General features: G+C 67.7%; 12 protein-coding genes. 8 read left to right on the plus strand and 4 right to left on the minus strand.

Annotated elements, in window-relative coordinates; translation table 11 throughout:
- Nucleotides 1-49: 49 nt before the first annotated feature.
- Together AB0N05_RS01035 and AB0N05_RS01040 are read right to left on the minus strand one after the other, a co-directional pair.
- A complete protein-coding gene (locus AB0N05_RS01035) occupies nt 50-3,379 on the minus strand; it encodes an SMC family ATPase (protein ID WP_364685753.1) in 3,330 nt (1,109 codons plus the stop codon).
- Nucleotides 3,380-3,605: 226 nt separating this feature from the next.
- Nucleotides 3,606-4,970 carry an exonuclease SbcCD subunit D gene (locus AB0N05_RS01040; protein ID WP_364685756.1) on the minus strand — a complete coding sequence of 455 codons (1,365 nt, stop codon included), beginning with the start codon at nt 4,968-4,970 and terminating at the stop codon, nt 3,606-3,608.
- Nucleotides 4,971-5,148: 178 nt separating this feature from the next.
- Here AB0N05_RS01040 and AB0N05_RS01045 point away from each other — a divergent pair, with 178 nt between their 5' ends.
- The gene (locus AB0N05_RS01045) at nt 5,149-6,291 is read left to right on the plus strand and encodes a DNA recombination protein RmuC (protein ID WP_364685758.1); all 1,143 of its coding nucleotides are present in this window, start codon (nt 5,149-5,151) and stop codon (nt 6,289-6,291) included.
- 241 nt (nt 6,292-6,532) lie between these two features.
- A complete protein-coding gene (locus tag AB0N05_RS01050; RefSeq protein WP_364685761.1) occupies nt 6,533-7,531 on the plus strand; it encodes a DUF6542 domain-containing protein in 999 nt (332 codons plus the stop codon).
- A gap of 136 nt (nt 7,532-7,667) precedes the next feature.
- On the opposite strand, the gene AB0N05_RS01055 is transcribed toward AB0N05_RS01050, so the two are convergent.
- Complete coding sequence (locus tag AB0N05_RS01055) at nt 7,668-8,669, minus strand: 4-hydroxy-3-methylbut-2-enyl diphosphate reductase (protein ID WP_364685764.1); 1,002 nt, start codon at nt 8,667-8,669, stop codon at nt 7,668-7,670.
- Nucleotides 8,670-8,783: 114 nt separating this feature from the next.
- On the opposite strand from AB0N05_RS01055, the gene AB0N05_RS01060 reads away from it, so the two are divergent.
- The 3 genes from AB0N05_RS01060 (at nt 8,784) to AB0N05_RS01070 (ending at nt 11,127) form a co-directional block, all read left to right on the plus strand.
- On the plus strand, nt 8,784-9,488 hold the full coding sequence (locus AB0N05_RS01060; protein WP_364685767.1) for a lipid droplet-associated protein: 705 nt from the start codon (nt 8,784-8,786) through the stop codon (nt 9,486-9,488).
- A gap of 129 nt (nt 9,489-9,617) precedes the next feature.
- A complete protein-coding gene (gene xseA / locus AB0N05_RS01065; protein WP_364685770.1) occupies nt 9,618-10,910 on the plus strand; it encodes an exodeoxyribonuclease VII large subunit in 1,293 nt (430 codons plus the stop codon).
- The gene (locus AB0N05_RS01070; RefSeq protein WP_364685773.1) at nt 10,903-11,127 is read left to right on the plus strand and encodes an exodeoxyribonuclease VII small subunit; all 225 of its coding nucleotides are present in this window, start codon (nt 10,903-10,905) and stop codon (nt 11,125-11,127) included. Before xseA ends, AB0N05_RS01070 begins: the two co-directional genes overlap by 8 nt.
- Here the strand turns inward: AB0N05_RS01070 and AB0N05_RS01075 are convergent, their stop codons facing one another.
- The gene (locus AB0N05_RS01075; protein WP_364685776.1) at nt 11,128-11,697 is read right to left on the minus strand and encodes a DUF4245 domain-containing protein; all 570 of its coding nucleotides are present in this window, start codon (nt 11,695-11,697) and stop codon (nt 11,128-11,130) included.
- A gap of 185 nt (nt 11,698-11,882) precedes the next feature.
- On the opposite strand from AB0N05_RS01075, the gene glpX reads away from it, so the two are divergent.
- From glpX to AB0N05_RS01090, 3 genes are all read left to right on the plus strand, one after another.
- The gene (gene glpX / locus AB0N05_RS01080) at nt 11,883-12,923 is read left to right on the plus strand and encodes a class II fructose-bisphosphatase (protein ID WP_364685779.1); all 1,041 of its coding nucleotides are present in this window, start codon (nt 11,883-11,885) and stop codon (nt 12,921-12,923) included.
- A gap of 115 nt (nt 12,924-13,038) precedes the next feature.
- Nucleotides 13,039-14,439, plus strand: a complete 1,401-nt coding sequence (locus tag AB0N05_RS01085; protein WP_364685782.1) for a class II fumarate hydratase — start codon at nt 13,039-13,041, stop codon at nt 14,437-14,439.
- Nucleotides 14,440-14,517: 78 nt separating this feature from the next.
- Nucleotides 14,518-15,126: a hypothetical protein gene (locus AB0N05_RS01090; RefSeq protein WP_364685785.1), complete on the plus strand. Its 609-nt coding sequence runs from the start codon at nt 14,518-14,520 to the stop codon at nt 15,124-15,126.
- Nucleotides 15,127-15,239 lie beyond the last annotated feature (113 nt).

Genomic DNA, 15,239 nt, shown 5'->3' on the forward strand with positions numbered 1-15,239 from the left:
CGGTCAGAATCCGTCGCGCCGTGTGCCGGTCGAGGCGTTTGGGATCACGTCAGGCCACGCTGGTTTCCAAGTGGGAGCCGGACCTTCCGCGGATTACGTGGAGGCGGCTGGGGATGCGTTGGCGCATTTCGTCTACGTGGCTGACTACGCCTACCACTCGGCCGTTGGAGCGGAGGTCGTCGAGGACGCCCATGACGGCGTCGAGGGTGTCGGCGTCGAGGCTGCCGAAGCCCTCGTCTATGAAGAGGGTGTCCAGGACCAGACCGCCGGATTCGGCGGCTACCACGTCGGCCAGGCCTAGGGCCAAAGCCAGTGAGGCCATGAAGGTTTCGCCGCCGGAGAGGGTTTTGGCGGGGCGGATATTGCCGGTGTAGTCGTCTCGGATGTCGAGGCCGAGACCGCCTCGGCGGCCGCGCGGGCCTGCGGCGTCGGTGTGCACGAATTCGTAGCGGCCACCGGACATTCGGCGCAGACGGACCGAACCGGCCAGGGCCACTTCCTCCAGGCGGGCGGCCAGGACGTAGGAGCGCAGGGACATGCGGCGGTTGTTCTCGCCTCGGCCCGCGACCACCTCGGCGAGGCGGGCGAGTTCGTCGTGGGCGCGCTGCACGGGGGCGATGCGGTCCACGGCGGCCCACAGTTGCGAGCAGAGCTCTTCCAGCTGCTCGACCCTGCGGGCGGCTCCGGATTGCGCCGCCACGACCCGGTTCAACTCGGTTTGGGCCTGCGCCACAGCGGTTTCCAGCTCCGTCAGATCACCGAGCTCGACACCGGCGACCGCCTGGATCTCGGGTTCGGCGAGCACCGTTTCAGCATGGGCGCGCAGGCGATCGGCATCGACGAGGCTCGCGTCGATCTCGGCCTGCCGCGCTGCCGTTCGGGAGGCGGCGTCCACGGCGCGGGCGTACTCCCCGAGCACCGCGTAATCCGGCCCCGACTCCCCCATGACGGGTGGCACGGTATCGACGAGACCCGCTTCGTACGAAAGCTTTTCGACCCGCACGGCAAGTGCGGCGACCTGTTCGCGGGCGGTGGCGGCTTCGGTGCGCGCGGTGCGCACCGCCGTGGCATCGGCGACCAGTGCGTCCAACCGGGCGCGGCGACGATCGACCGTGCCGTCCAGACCGGCGGCGACGCGCAGCCGCTCGGTCAGTTCGGCAAGACGGCGGTCCGTCGCCACAATGCGTTCAACGGTGGCGCTCGTTCGGCTCTCGCACTCCCGCAACTCATCCTGAAGCCGTGTCTCCTCGGCACGCAGCCGATCCAGTTCGGCGGTGAGCTTATCGACCAGGTCCGCGAGCCCCCGCGCCTCGGTGTACCGGGTGGTGGCGGCATTCAGCCCGGCGGCAAGCTCCGCCCGGTCCCCATCACCACCGCGTTCCACGAGCACTTCAATGGCCCGTTCCAGCTCCGATACCCGCTGCCCGGCCTTATCCCGCGCGGCTTCTGCCTTCCGCTCCGCCGAAACCGCCGCTTCCTCAGCCTCTTTCGACACCGCATGCGCCGTAGCCCGAGCAGGCTCCGGATGCTCCGCCGACCCGCACACCCCACACGGCTGCCCGTCCACCAGCCCCGCCGCCAATTCGGCCGCCATCCCCACCAACCGCTGCTCCCGCAGCGTCAACGTCCGCTCCCGCGCATCCAAATGCGCCGTCCGCGCCGCCTCGAACCCGGAATTGGCCTCCCCCAACTCCTTTCGCCGCCGATCCAACTCCACCGCCGCCGTAGCGGCACCCCGCAACCGCTCACACTCGGCCTCCAACACCGGCAACCCCGCCGCCGCATCCGTGGCCCCCCGCAACCGAACCTGCGCCCCCGCAATAGCTTCCGGCAACTCCCCCCGCTTACGAGCCAACCCGGTCGCCCGCTCGGACAACTTCCGCTGCTCCTCCCGCAGCCCGGCCAACTCCCGAGTCAACCGAGTGGCCGACTCCGCATCCGCCCGCACTTCATCGAGCGCTCCAACCTGCGCGCTCCACCGCTGCACAGCAGCCTCGAGCCCGCTCGCACGCCCCCGCCCAAACGAACTGTCATCGCTACCCGGCGTGCCCGGCGTGCCCGGAAGGATGCCGCCTTGCGCGGGGGCGAGTCCCTCGGCCGCATCGTCCGCGAAATCGGCCAGTTGAGGGTCCCTTGCGGCACCTTGCGCCGGTGCGGCCTGCCATTCGGGAGGTGCGACCGACACCAAGCCGGTGTACGTGTCGCCAACAATCGCGTCACCTGCGTCGACCGACTCGATGTCCGCAAGGTCGGTCGCGAGCTCGCTGCCCACGAGTTCTTCCGTAGCAAGATCAACTGCGGCCCAAGCGGTTCCGGGGAGTTCGGCGCTGGCGGGTTCCAGTAGGCGGTCGGCGAGTTGTTCGGCGGCGCGGGTGGCGTCGTCCTGGCGGCGGCGCAGGGTTACGGCTGCGGCGCGGGCTTCTTTGAGCGCCTCGGCGACCGGTTCGGCGCGGCGGGCGTTGTCGAGTTCGGTTTGGAGTTGTTCGCGGTGCGGGGCTGCGGCCGTGTAGTCCATGAGCTGGGTGTGGGCGGCGGTGCGGCGGCGGTGCAGGTCGTGCAGGCGGCTCTGGTCTTCGCGGGCGGCTTGGGCTCGGGATGAATCCCGTTGGCGCTCGGTGAGTTCGGTGGTGGCCGCGGTGAGATCAGCGCGGGCGGTGGTCAGGAGGTGCCGGGACCAGTCGACGGATTCGAGGGGGCCGGAGGTTTCGGTGGCGGGGAGGCCCGCGGCGGTGCCCACCTGGGCGATCAGGCGGTCGATGGTTTGTTTGCGGGATTCCAGGTCGGCGGAGCTGGCTCGGCGATTGTCGGTGAGCCATTGTTCGGCGGTGCCGAAACGTTCGGTGTCGAAAAGCTTTTCGAGGAGCTTTTCGCGTTCCTCATTGTCGGCGCGAAGGAAACGGGCGAAATCGCCTTGTGGGAGCAGGACCACCTGGAAGAACTGGTCGGCGCTCATGCCGAGCAGGCGCAGCACCTCATCGCCGATATCCGGAATTCTGGAGAGGTTCTGGCCGCGACCATCGAGCCATTCCAGAGTCGCGGACGCGTTCTCTTTCACCCAACCGGTTTTCGCGCGTTTGCTGGGGCGCTGGAATTCCGGGGACCGCGTCAAACGCAGTCGCCGACCACCGAGTGTCGCCTCCAGCATGACGCGCGGCGGCGTCTGCTCATCGGCGTGATCGGAGTGCAGCCGCTTCTCATCCCGCGCCCCGGGCACACTCCCGTACAGCGCGAAGGCAATCCCGTCGAGCACGGTGGTCTTACCCGCCCCGGTCTGCCCGTGCAGCAGGAACAAACCGTCGGCCCCGAGCTCATCGAAATCCACCGCAGCGGTTTCGGCGAACGGCCCGAAGGCGGTCAGTTCCAGTCGATGCAGCCGCACGCGCCGCCCCTTCCCATCTCCGCTACGCACCATCCAACAACTCGACGCCCGCCACCGGCCGTGGGACACGCCGAAACAGCCGCCATCCGAACAACTCCGCGCACGCGCGAACCCCGCGAGCACCTCACCGCGCCGCGATCGATGTAGCTCATGCCTCCACCTCGCTGACGCTCGGCTCCGGCATGCGCGATGCGCGCTGTGTCTTCGATTCGCTCGCTACGCTCACTCACGCGGATAGCTCTGCGGTGCCGCCGTCTTCCCCGGTATCGAACAGTCCCGGTGCCTCATCGGCTGCGCCGCGCACCGCCTGCCCGGCTTCGGCCGCAGCCAACCCCCGTGCGGCCCTTTCGGTTTCGGCATCCAACTCCACGCCGGGAGCCGAATCAGTCTTGGGGTCCAAGGACGCGCGCACGGCCGCCTCGATTTCGGCGGCACGATTCGCCATACGTACCGGCCCGTCCTTCTCCCGCACGGCGGCGGCCAGCGCCCGCTCCAGCCAGGTCATCTCCCCGGCCGTCGGCTCGCCCCGCACATCGGTGAGGAAGCTCTGCGCGATCTCGGTGTCCCGGCGGCCGTGCACCCGCTCGCGATAGCGCAGTTCCGGATTCCCTTCGGGCCGAACCCATTCCACGTGTACGGCATGCGGGAACCGATCACGCAACCTCCGCAACGCATCCACCGGTCGCGCGGTATCGGTCAAAGTGGCTGAGACGTAATCCGCTTCGGCCCCGGCATACTCGGGCGCGCCGAGTAGTTCCTCGAGCGTGCCGCTGAGCTGACTCAGCCCCCGCACCACAGGCAGCTCCCTGCGCTCCACCGACGTCAATCCGGCGGCATCCAGCTCCACAATCCACACGGCCTTGCGATGCGACCGCTCCCCGAACGAATACGGCAGCGGCGAACCGGAATACCGCACCGATTCCGACAATGTCTGCGGCGAATGCAAATGCCCGAGCGCCACATAGTCGATGCCGTCGAAGGCCGACAGCGGCACCGTCTCCACCCCGCCCACCGAAATAGACCGCTCCGACCCGGTCGCCTCCCCGCCGACCACGAACGCGTGCGCCAGCACCACCGACCGGACCCCGGCACGCCCACCCAGATCGGCACGGATCAACCCCATGGCCGCATCCAGAATCTCGGCATGCGAACGCGCCTGCGGCACGCCCAGTTCCACGCGGGTGATCTCCGGCTCCAGATACGGGATGCCGTAGAACGCCACCTCTCCGTGCCCGTCGGACACCAGGATCGGCCGCGCCACCTCGGAGATCCCACACCGCAGATGCAGCCCGCCCGCCGCCGCGAAACTCCCCAGCGCCCCCAACCGCGTCGGCGAATCGTGATTGCCGGAGGTGGCGACAATGGTCGCCCCCGCCGCGCGGATCGCTTCGAACCCCCGATTGCAGACCGCGATCGCATCGGCGCTGGGAATCGACCGGTCGTACACGTCCCCCGGTAGCACGACCACATCCACCCGCTCGGCCGCCACCAATTCGGCAATGGCCATCAGCGAAGACTCCTGATCGACGAGCAGATCGACACCGTGAAAGGTGCGCCCGATATGCCAGTCGGAGGTGTGCAGGATTCGCATGTCGCAAAACGGTAGGCGATGCCTCCGACAACTACATCGGTACCCGGGCGGGTTGTCTGAATTGCGCGGATGCATTGCCCATCGGTCGCCGCAGATCTCGACCAGATTTCGGACGAAAGATGCCAAGCGGTTGCCGGATTCACCCACTTGTCGGTGGCGTAGGGCACTATCTGCACCCATGACCGCACCGATGCTGTTTGCGTTGTTGTTGGTATTCGCTTCCGGGTTGGCCCTGGGCTGGCTCGGTCACTCCGCGCGCGCGGGACAGCGCGCGGCCGTCGCCGAAGCCCGCCTGTCTGCCATGCACGACAACGAGCGCTTGTTAAGGCAGTCACTCGGCGCGGCCAGTGAGGATGCGGCACGACGCCAATCACATGCCATCGGCGCATTGGTGGAACCGCTTCGCGAAGCGGTAGGAACCCTGAACCGCCACATTCAGGAAACCGAGCACAATCGCATCAACGCGTATTCCGGCCTGCGCGAACAGGTTGCGGGCATGCAGCGCATGTCCCACCAGTTGTCCACGCAGACCAGCCATCTGGTGGCCGCCCTGCGCGCCCCCCAGGTGCGCGGCCGCTGGGGCGAGATCCAACTGGAGCGCGTCGTGGAATTGGCAGGCATGACCAAGCACTGCGATTTCGACACCCAGGTCACCCGCCGCGGCGACACCGTGGTCCGCCCCGATCTGGTGGTGCGCCTCTCCGGCGGCCGCCACATCGTGGTGGACGCCAAGGTGCCGTGCACCGCCTACCTGGATGCCGCGGGCACCGAGGACCCGCGCGAGCGCGACGGCCATATGGCCCGGCACGCCCGCCACCTCCGCAATCACATCGACCAACTGGCCGCCAAGGAGTACTGGGCAGCCTTCGACCCGACCCCCGAGTTCGTGGTGCTCTTCGTCCCCGGCGATCCCTTCCTGGATGCCGCCCTCACCACCGACTCCGGCCTCCTCGAGTACGCCTTCGGCCGCAATGTGGTGCTCGCGACACCAACCACTTTGATGGCCCTGCTCCGCACGGTCGCCCTGGGCTGGCGACAGGAAGCCATGACCGCCGATATGGCCGTAATCCAGCAACTCGGCCGTGAGCTCTACACCCGCCTGGGCACCACCGGCCGCCACCTGGACCGCCTCGGCTCCCAACTCGGCAAGGCCGTCGACGCCTTCAACCACACAGTCGCCGCAGTCGAGTCCCGAGTCATGGTGACCGCCCGAAAGCTACATGACCTGGAGGTAGCCGACGCCGAGGTCCCCGAAATCCGCCCCGTGGACTCCTGGCCACGCGCAGTCGGTTTCGCCGAAGCGACCGACAACGTCGGCTGAACACTCAGGGTTCGCGGCCCGTCTTGGTTCTGGACTGCGCTCCGCCTCCCCGCGCTTGGAGCGGGGAGGGAACGGCTCCACCTCCCTGCGCCTTGGAGGAGCGGAGGAGGGAAAGGACCGAGACATAGGGGGCCGTGAACAGCCCGGAGCGAAACGGAGGGCAAATTAAACACAGTGCCCGACAATCCAGACACAGTGCCGTCTGCCTCGCGAAACAGTCTGATGCCTTAGTGTGCTTGACGTGGCAGTTACTGAGCGCGAGCGAACCGAGGTGCCTTCCTCGCACCGGTCGATCCTGCCGTCGGTTCCCGGCGTCCCGGCCTGGGCCGCGGTATTGATCGCGGTGACATGCGCCTTCATCGGATTCTTCATCGATGCGAGCGGCGGTGGCGATGACCTGACCGGTACCTTCGCGACTTTGTATGTGGTGGGCTGCGTGCTGGCCGCGCTGGTGGTCCGATACAAGGGCCTGTTCACCACCATGGTGTTGCCGCCGCTGCTGCTGTTCATCGCGGTGCCGTTGGCCTATCAGCAGCTGCTGGGCAGTGCGAGCAGCCTGAAGGTCAAGGAAATCCTGCTGAATCTGGCCATCCCGCTGGTGAATCGCTTCCCGACCATGGCCCTGGCCACGGTGCTGGTGCTGATCGTCGGCGCGGTCCGGGTGGCGCTGCACCGCCGCGAGCATGAGGGTGCGTCCGGCAGCGGCAAGAGCGGCGGCCTGGCCAAGGCCAAGGCCCGCGCTCGCACCGCCCGTGCCGCAGGCGCCGCCCGCGCCCAGCGCACCCGGCCGACAGACCCCAAGGACCCTGCCAGACGACGCTCCCGGGTCTCCCCTGACACCGCGGCCGACGCCGCCGAACCGGCCGCCAATGCCCGCCGGTCCCGCCGCCCGTCCGGCCGGACCGCCGATGGCCCGCCCCGTGTGGGCGCGGACAATCGCCAGGCCGCCCCGGATCGCACTCGCGCCGCCCGCCAGCCCGCGGCGGACCGCACCCGCGCCGCGGGCAATCGCGCCACCCCCGCGGAGGGCCGCACCGCCAACCGCAAGCCCCCCGCCGACCGCACCCCGCCCGCCGACCGCAAGCCCGGCGCGGAGCGCAAGCCCCCGCCCGACCGCCAGGCCGCGGCCAATCCCCCGACCGAGGGCCGCCGCCGACGCAACCCGAACTCCGAGGTGCCCCCGCACCCGCGCCCGAATGTGCGCTACCGCGAACGCGATTCCGGCCGCATCGAACGCTGAGCCGAAATACCGACGACCGAGAAATCCTGCGAAGGGTTCCCGGTCGTCGCGTTTTCGCGGCCGGAATCGAGCCGGACAGCACGAATCCCCGCACCCCATGCGAGTTTTCGCGGCGGGTACGGTGATTCGAGTCGAATTACGAACGAGCCGTGCGGAGTTCGCGCGGGAGCGAGAAGACCAGCGTCTCATTGGCCGTGGTGACCGGCATGACCTCACCGAATTCGTGCTCGGCCAGCAGATCCAGCACGCCCTCCACCAGAATCTCCGGCACCGAGGCACCCGAGGTGACGCCGACCGTGCGCACACCCTCGAGCCAGGCCGGATCCACCTCGCGCGCGTAGTCGACCAGATACGCGGCGCGAGCACCCGCGGTGAGCGCGACCTCGACCAGGCGCACCGAGTTGGAGGAGTTGCGCGAGCCGACCACGATCACCAGATCGCATTCGGGGGCCATGGCCTTCACCGCGGTCTGGCGGTTGGAGGTGGCGTAGCAGATGTCATCGCTCGGCGGATCCTGCAGCAGCGGGAACCGTTCGCGCAGCCGGTGCACGGTCTCCATGGTCTCGTCCACCGACAGCGTGGTCTGCGAGAGCCAGATCACCTTGTTCTCATCGCGGACGGTGACCTTGTCCACCCCGTCCGGGCCGTCCACCAACTGCACGTGCTCGGGAGCCTCACCGGCGGTGCCCTCGACCTCTTCGTGCCCCTCGTGACCGATGAGCAGAATGTCGAAATCGTCGCGGGCGAAGCGCTTGGCTTCCTGATGCACCTTGGTCACCAAGGGGCAGGTGGCGTCGATGGTGTGCAGATTCCGCTCGGCGGCGGATTCGTGCACGGCCGGGGAGACGCCGTGCGCGGAGAACACCACGAGCGCGCCATTGGGCACCTCGTCGGTCTCGTCCACGAAGATCACGCCGCGCTCCCGTAGCGTTTCCACCACGTGCCGGTTATGCACGATTTCCTTGCGCACATAGATCGGCGCACCGTGCTTTTCGAGAGCCTTCTCCACCGTTTCCACCGCGCGATCGACACCGGCGCAGTAGCCGCGGGGTTCAGCCAGGAGTACTCGCTTCGGAGCGTCGGCAGTACCCGCCGCTGACCGTACGATTCCGACGTTCAAAGGGATAGCCGAGGACATGCTTCACAGAATACGGGTGCGGGGTGACGTGCATTCGTCCGGAGGTTGGCAGCAGAATCACATTTCGTGAGTTCTCACCTTTGCATCACACGGCGTTTCGGGCAGGCTAGGACCATGTTCCGACCTCCGTTCCTGGCCCGGGTCGCCGCCGGGGCTGCCGTCTATGCCCTCGAGGAAACCCGACGGCTACCGACCAACGCCATCAATTTCCCGATCACCGCGATCAGCCAGATGTTGCAGACCACCATGCACTTCCAGCAGTTCGTGACCAGCCTCGCTCTCAAGGGCGACGCGGTTTTCGACCGGCTCGTCAACCAGCCGGAAGAGCAGCCGGAGTGGGCCACATTCGATGAGGATGAGGCCGACGAGCAAACTCCGAGCGCCGCCCCCGAATCGGTACGCAAGAGCCGTTTCGACCTCTTCGACGAGCCCGAATCTGTCGTCGAGGAGCCGGCTCCGGCCGTCGCCGAACCGATTGTCACCGAATCCGAGCCGGAAGAGGCGATTGCCGAACCGGTTGCGGCCGAACCCGAGTCGGCCGCGCAGGAGGCTGCCGAACCGGAGGCTCCCGCGACGGAATCCGTGGCCTCCGCGAAGGCTGCCACCAATGGCCACAACGGCAGCGCCGCGGTGACCGAGCCCGAGGTGGCCACCCGCTTCGACTACACCAATATGACCATCGCCCAGCTGCGCGCCCGCCTGCGCCAGCTGTCGGTGGACGATCTGGCCTCGCTGCTGGAGTACGAGCAGGGCACCCGCGACCGCGCCCCGTTCGTCACCATGCTGACCAACCGCATCGCCACCGTTCAGGCCAAGTAACCGAAACTTCAATGACGCCGACCGTCGGGTGACACACCCGGATGGTCGGCTCTTGTCGTTTCAAGGGACCCGAGCGTTTTCCGGGGCACCTGACGAACAACGTCGGTGGGCACTGACAGAATCGGTTCGGTGAGCACCGAGCCCCCCGGCGCAGAGAAAGCGGAGCGCCCGTCGAATTCCGCCGAGCACCCCTACCCCGTCCGCAGCATCGCGGTGAAGGTGTCGCAGTGGATCGATCGGCTGGGCGCGGTCTGGGTCGAGGGTCAGATCACGCAGATGAATCTGCGCCCCGGCACCCGCACCGCCTTCCTGGTGCTGCGCGATACGGCCGCCGATATGTCGCTTTCGGTGACATGCGATCCGGACCTGCTACGCAAATCGGAAGTCCCGCTGCAAGAAGGCAGCCGGGTGGTCGTTTACGGCAAATTGTCGTTCTTCACCGGCCGGGGCACGATTTCCTTGCGCGTCACTGAGATTCGCCCCGTCGGTATCGGCGAACTGCTCGCCCGCATCGCGCGGCTGAAGGCCCTGCTGGATGCCGAGGGCCTGTTCGACCCGCGCCTGAAGCGCCCGATTCCGTTCCTGCCCAATCGCATCGGCCTGATCACCGGCCGCGCCAGCGCCGCCGAGCACGATGTGGTGACGGTCGCGACCACGCGTTGGCCCGCCGTGCGTTTCGAGATCCGCAATACCGCCGTGCAGGGCCCCACCGCCGTCCCGCAGATCCTGGACGCCATTGCCGCCCTCGACGCCCATCCCGACGTGGATGTGATCGTGCTGGCCCGCGGCGGCGGCAGCGTCGAGGACCTGCTCCCGTTCTCCGATGAAACCCTCTGCCGCGCAATCGTCGCCGCCAAGACCCCGATTGTGAGCGCGATCGGCCACGAGCCCGACAACCCACTCTCGGACTACGTCTCCGACCTGCGCGCCGCCACCCCCACCGATGCCGCCAAGCGCATAGTCCCCGATGCCGCCGCCGAAGCCGCCCTGCTGCAAGAACTCCGGGCCCGCGCGGCGGCGGCCCTGCGCGGCTGGGTGGATCGCGAATCCCGCGCCCTCGCCCAGATCCGTTCCCGCCCGGTGCTCTCGGACCCGCTGCGCCTGCTGGATCAGCGCCACGACGAGGTCGAGCGCCACCGCGCCTCGGCCCGACGCACCATCGACTACTTCCTCGCCGGTGAGTCCACCGCCACCCGTCATCTCCGCGAAAAGCTCTCCGCCCTGGGCCCGGCCGCCACCCTGGCCCGCGGTTACGCGGTGGTGCAACGGGTCCAGGGCAAGGACCGCGAGGTGGTCCGGGCCATCGAGGATTCCCCGCCCGGCACCCAGCTCCGTATTCGCGTCGCCGACGGCGCGATCACCGCCGCCGCGCTGGCGGCCCAACCCCTAGGCCCCCGAAAGGATTCCACCCCGAATGACTGACCCCAACGTCACCGAGATCTCCGCCTTCGGCTACGAACGCGCCCGCGACGAACTCGTCAATGTCGTCAAGATGCTCGAACAGGGCGGTCTCGATCTGGACGAGTCGCTCACCCTCTGGGAGCGTGGCGAAGCCCTGGCCAATCGCTGTGAGGAACACCTCGCCGGTGCCCGCAAGCGCGTGGAAGACGCGCTGGCGCACCGGGATCAGGAGAGCTGATTACTTGGCGGGCAGCGGCTGTGCGGTGCCGACGGCGGTGGCGAGGGTGGTGAAGGCGGCATTGTTGCCCGCGCCCTTGATCAGCACCCGGGTGTCGCCGAAGTCGGTGATCCAGGCGGGTTCGGTGCCGGGTTCGCCGTAGACGACCCATTTGCGGTCGCCGATCTGTTCGGTGCCGGTGGCGTACCGGGTGCCGACGATCTTCTTGGCGAGGGCGTCCTCGGTGGCATTGGTCTGGGTGAGCTGCATATAGGTGCCCTGCGGCGTGATGTAGCCGACGGTGCTCACCGCGCCGCCACCGGTGCCGGTGATGGTGTCGCGGCTGCCCGAGTTGGGTTTCCAGTCGCCGGGCACCGCCGGATTGCGGATGGGGAAGTGCATATTGTGTGCGTCCTCGGCGAGCGCGCTGCTCACGTCCAGGTGCGGAATCTGACCCTGGGTGGGGCCCTTGGCCGTGAAGGTGCACTGGCTGGCGATGCCGGCGATGACGAGGCAGATCAGCACCAGCGGCAGCAACGACCAGAAGAGGTCCTTGTAGTCGTTCTGGCTCCGGGGCTTTTGGTACGACACGCGACCAAGTATCCACGGGCGGGCGCTGCGACCCTGCTCACACTCTCGTGTCGCGCGGCGCGGCCACGGCACGCTCGGCGTAAAGGCCCGCGACCAGCACGGAAGTGAAACGTTAGTACTTGCCTAGGCCGTCCAACCGCAATGCGACAATTTACGCAGCAGTAGACAACCAAGGAGGCACCACAATGACCCCCACGCCCGCATCCAGCCGCCGCGAGGCACCCGACCGTAACCTCGCGCTGGAGTTGGTCCGGGTCACCGAGGCCGGTGCGATGGCCGCGGGCCGCTGGGTCGGCCGCGGCGACAAGGAGGGTGGCGACGGCGCGGCCGTGGACGCGATGCGGCAGCTCGTCGCGACGGTGTCCATGCGCGGCATCGTGGTGATCGGCGAGGGCGAGAAGGACGAAGCGCCCATGCTCTACAACGGTGAGCTGGTCGGCGACGGCACCGGCGCGGAACTCGACTTCGCGGTCGACCCGATCGACGGCACCACCCTGATGGCCAAGGGCTCCCCCGGCGCGATCTCCGTCCTCGCGGTCGCCGAGCGCGGCGCCATGTTCGACCCGTCGGCCGTCTTCTACATGGAGAAGATCGCCGTCGGCCCCGACGCCGCCGATGTGATCGACCTGTCCGCCCCGATCGCGGAGAACCTGCGCCGCGTCGCCAAGACCAAGAACTCCTCGGTCTCCGACCTGACCGTGTGCATCCTGGACCGCCCGCGCCACGCCCAGTACATGCAGGACGTCCGCGACGCCGGCGCCCGCATCCGCCTCATCTCCGACGGTGACGTCGCGGGTGCCATCGCCACCGCCCGCCCCGAGTCCGGTGTGGACATGCTGATCGGCATCGGCGGCACCCCCGAGGGCATCATCGCCGCGGCCGCCATGCGCTGCATGGGTGGCGCCATGCAGGGCAAGCTGGCCCCGAAGGACGCCGAAGAGCGCCAGAAGGCCATCGACGCGGGCCACGACCTGGACCGCGTCCTGTCCACCGAGGACCTGGTCTCCGGTGAGGACGTCTTCTTCTGCGCCACCGGCGTCACCGACGGCGACCTCCTCCGCGGCGTCCGCTACTACGGCGGCGGCGCCTCCACCCAGTCGATCGTCATGCGCGCCAAGTCCGGCACCGTCCGCATGGTCGACGCCTACCACCGCCTGACCAAGCTCCGCGAGTACGCCTCGGTCGATTTCGTGGGCGACGAGCACGCCACCCCGCCCCTGCCCTGATCCTCGGGCACACGCGAATCCTGCACGGCGCATCGGGTATTCCCGATGCGCCGTGTGGTTTTTCGCTCAGGGGTGTCTGCCCACTCGGGGCGCGGGCGGGCATAGGGTCGAATTCATGACCGAGACCGAGTACCGCATCGAACACGACACCATGGGCGAGGTCCGCGTTCCCGTCGACGCTTTGTGGCGGGCGCAGACTCAGCGGGCGGTGGAGAACTTCCCGATCAGTGGACGGGGCCTGGAGCGGGCGCAGATTCGCGCGCTGGGGCTGTTGAAGGCGGCCACCGCGGCCGTGAACCGGGATCTGGGGCTGCTGGACAAGACCAAGGCGGATGCCATCATCGCGGCGGCGGGCGAGATCGCCGACGGGCAGCATGACGACCAGTTCCCGATCGATGTGTTCCAGACCGGCTCCGGCACCAGCTCGAATATGAACGCCAATGAGGTGATCGCGAGCATTGCCGCGCGGGACGGCGTCACCGTGCATCCCAATGACGACGTGAACATGTCGCAGTCCTCCAATGACACCTTCCCCACCGCAACGCATCTCGCGGCCACCGAGGCCGTGGTGAAGGATCTGGTTCCGGCGCTGGAGCATCTGCGGCTGGCGCTGCTGGACAAGTCGGTCGAGTGGCGGGATGTGGTGAAGTCCGGGCGCACGCATCTCATGGACGCGGTGCCGGTCACGCTCGGTCAGGAGTTCAGCGGGTACACCCGGCAGGTGAGCGCGGGCATCGAGCGACTGCTGGTCACGCTGCCGCGCCTCGGCGAGCTGGCCATCGGCGGCACCGCCGTCGGCACCGGCCTGAACGCGCCCGACGGATTCGGCGCGAAGGTCGTTGCGGAACTGAAGAAGTCGACCGGTTTGGACGCGCTCGCCGAGGCGGAGAACCACTTCGAGGCGCAGAGCGCCCGCGACGGCCTGGTCGAGGTCTCCGGTGCGCTGCGCACGGTGGCCATCAGCCTCACCAAGATCGCCAACGATATTCGCTGGATGGGGTCCGGCCCGCTCACCGGCCTCGGCGAACTGCACCTGCCCGATCTGCAGCCCGGCTCCTCGATCATGCCGGGCAAGGTGAATCCGGTCCTGCCCGAGGCGGTCACGCAGGTCGCGGCGCAGGTCATCGGCAATGACGCGACCATTGCCTGGAGCGGTGCGAATGGTCATTTCGAGCTGAATGTCTACATTCCGGTGATGGCGCGCAATGTGCTGGAGTCGATTCGCCTGCTGGCCAATGTCTCCCGGCTGTTCGCCGACAAGTGCATTGTGGGCCTGGTCGCCGATGTGGAGCGGCTGCGCCGCCTCGCCGAGTCCTCGCCGTCCATCGTGACGCCGCTGAACTCGGCCATCGGGTACGAGGAGGCCGCCGCGGTGGCCAAGGAAGCGCTCAAGGAGCACAAGACGATTCGGCAGACGGTCATCGATCGCGGCCTGATCGGCGACAAGCTCTCCCTCGAGGAACTCGACCGCCGCCTGGACGTGCTGTCCATGGCCAAGGTGGACGACAAGGACTGACGACCGGAGCCGGATGTCGGCTAGCGTTCTCCCCCGATAACCGATTGCCCGAATTGTCGGGCCTCCGAAGGGGATTACGTGAAGATACGGGTTGTCGTCGCCGCAGCGACGACGCTGGTGGCGCTGCTGTCGGGCTGCTCGTCGGGCAGCGACCACCACCCGGATGCCGCTCCGGCCTCCACCTCGACCGCCGCGACCACCAAACCGGCTGCGCCGACCTCCATTCCGTTCACCACTCCGAATTCTCCCGGGACGGAAGCCGATCCGACCATTTATCGCCAATCCACTGGCGGTGCGGGTGTCGCGGGATATTTCTTTACCAGTCCCAGTGGGAATTTCCATTGCGCAATCCTCGACAAGCCGATTCCATTCGCCGGTGAAAACGCGATCGAAGCGGGTTGCCAGGGTCAAGCGGCGGTTCCGCAGGGCAAACAGGAGTGCGCGAAGAATGGTCAGGCCATGCCCGGATTCGCCTTGGGCGTCGCGGGCCCGCTTTACGGTTGCCTCGGCGACGGCGGGGCGTTCTACGGGGGAACAGATGATCCGGCGTTGCCGTACGGGTCTTACCTGAAGATCCGGAACTACAAGTGCTCGTCCCGAGAAGTGGGCGTGACCTGCACTTTGGAGACATCTGGCGTTTCCTTCTTCGTTTCGAAAGAGCACACAGTACTCACACAAGGCAAGTAAGTCCGCAGGTCAGCAACCTATTTTTCCTTTTCGATAATCGCTGTGAAACGCATCACGCATTGCCTGCGATTAGCTGAGTGACCGCAAACGCGGTGTTTCACGAAAGGATCAGA

The organism is Nocardia sp. NPDC051030, from assembly GCF_040683015.1.
Lineage (GTDB): Bacteria > Actinomycetota > Actinomycetes > Mycobacteriales > Mycobacteriaceae > Nocardia.

Coding starts and splice junctions, on each gene's coding strand:
- AB0N05_RS01040 (WP_364685756.1), bottom strand. CDS start 4,970: ATGCGAATCCTGCACACCTCCGACTGGCATATCGGGCGCACCTTTCAC.
- AB0N05_RS01055 (WP_364685764.1), bottom strand. CDS start 8,669: ATGTCCTCGGCTATCCCTTTGAACGTCGGAATCGTACGGTCAGCGGCG.
- AB0N05_RS01045 (WP_364685758.1), top strand. CDS start 5,149: ATGACCGCACCGATGCTGTTTGCGTTGTTGTTGGTATTCGCTTCCGGG.
- glpX (WP_364685779.1), top strand. CDS start 11,883: ATGACCCCCACGCCCGCATCCAGCCGCCGCGAGGCACCCGACCGTAAC.
- AB0N05_RS01070 (WP_364685773.1), top strand. CDS start 10,903: ATGACTGACCCCAACGTCACCGAGATCTCCGCCTTCGGCTACGAACGC.
- AB0N05_RS01060 (WP_364685767.1), top strand. CDS start 8,784: ATGTTCCGACCTCCGTTCCTGGCCCGGGTCGCCGCCGGGGCTGCCGTC.
- AB0N05_RS01085 (WP_364685782.1), top strand. CDS start 13,039: ATGACCGAGACCGAGTACCGCATCGAACACGACACCATGGGCGAGGTC.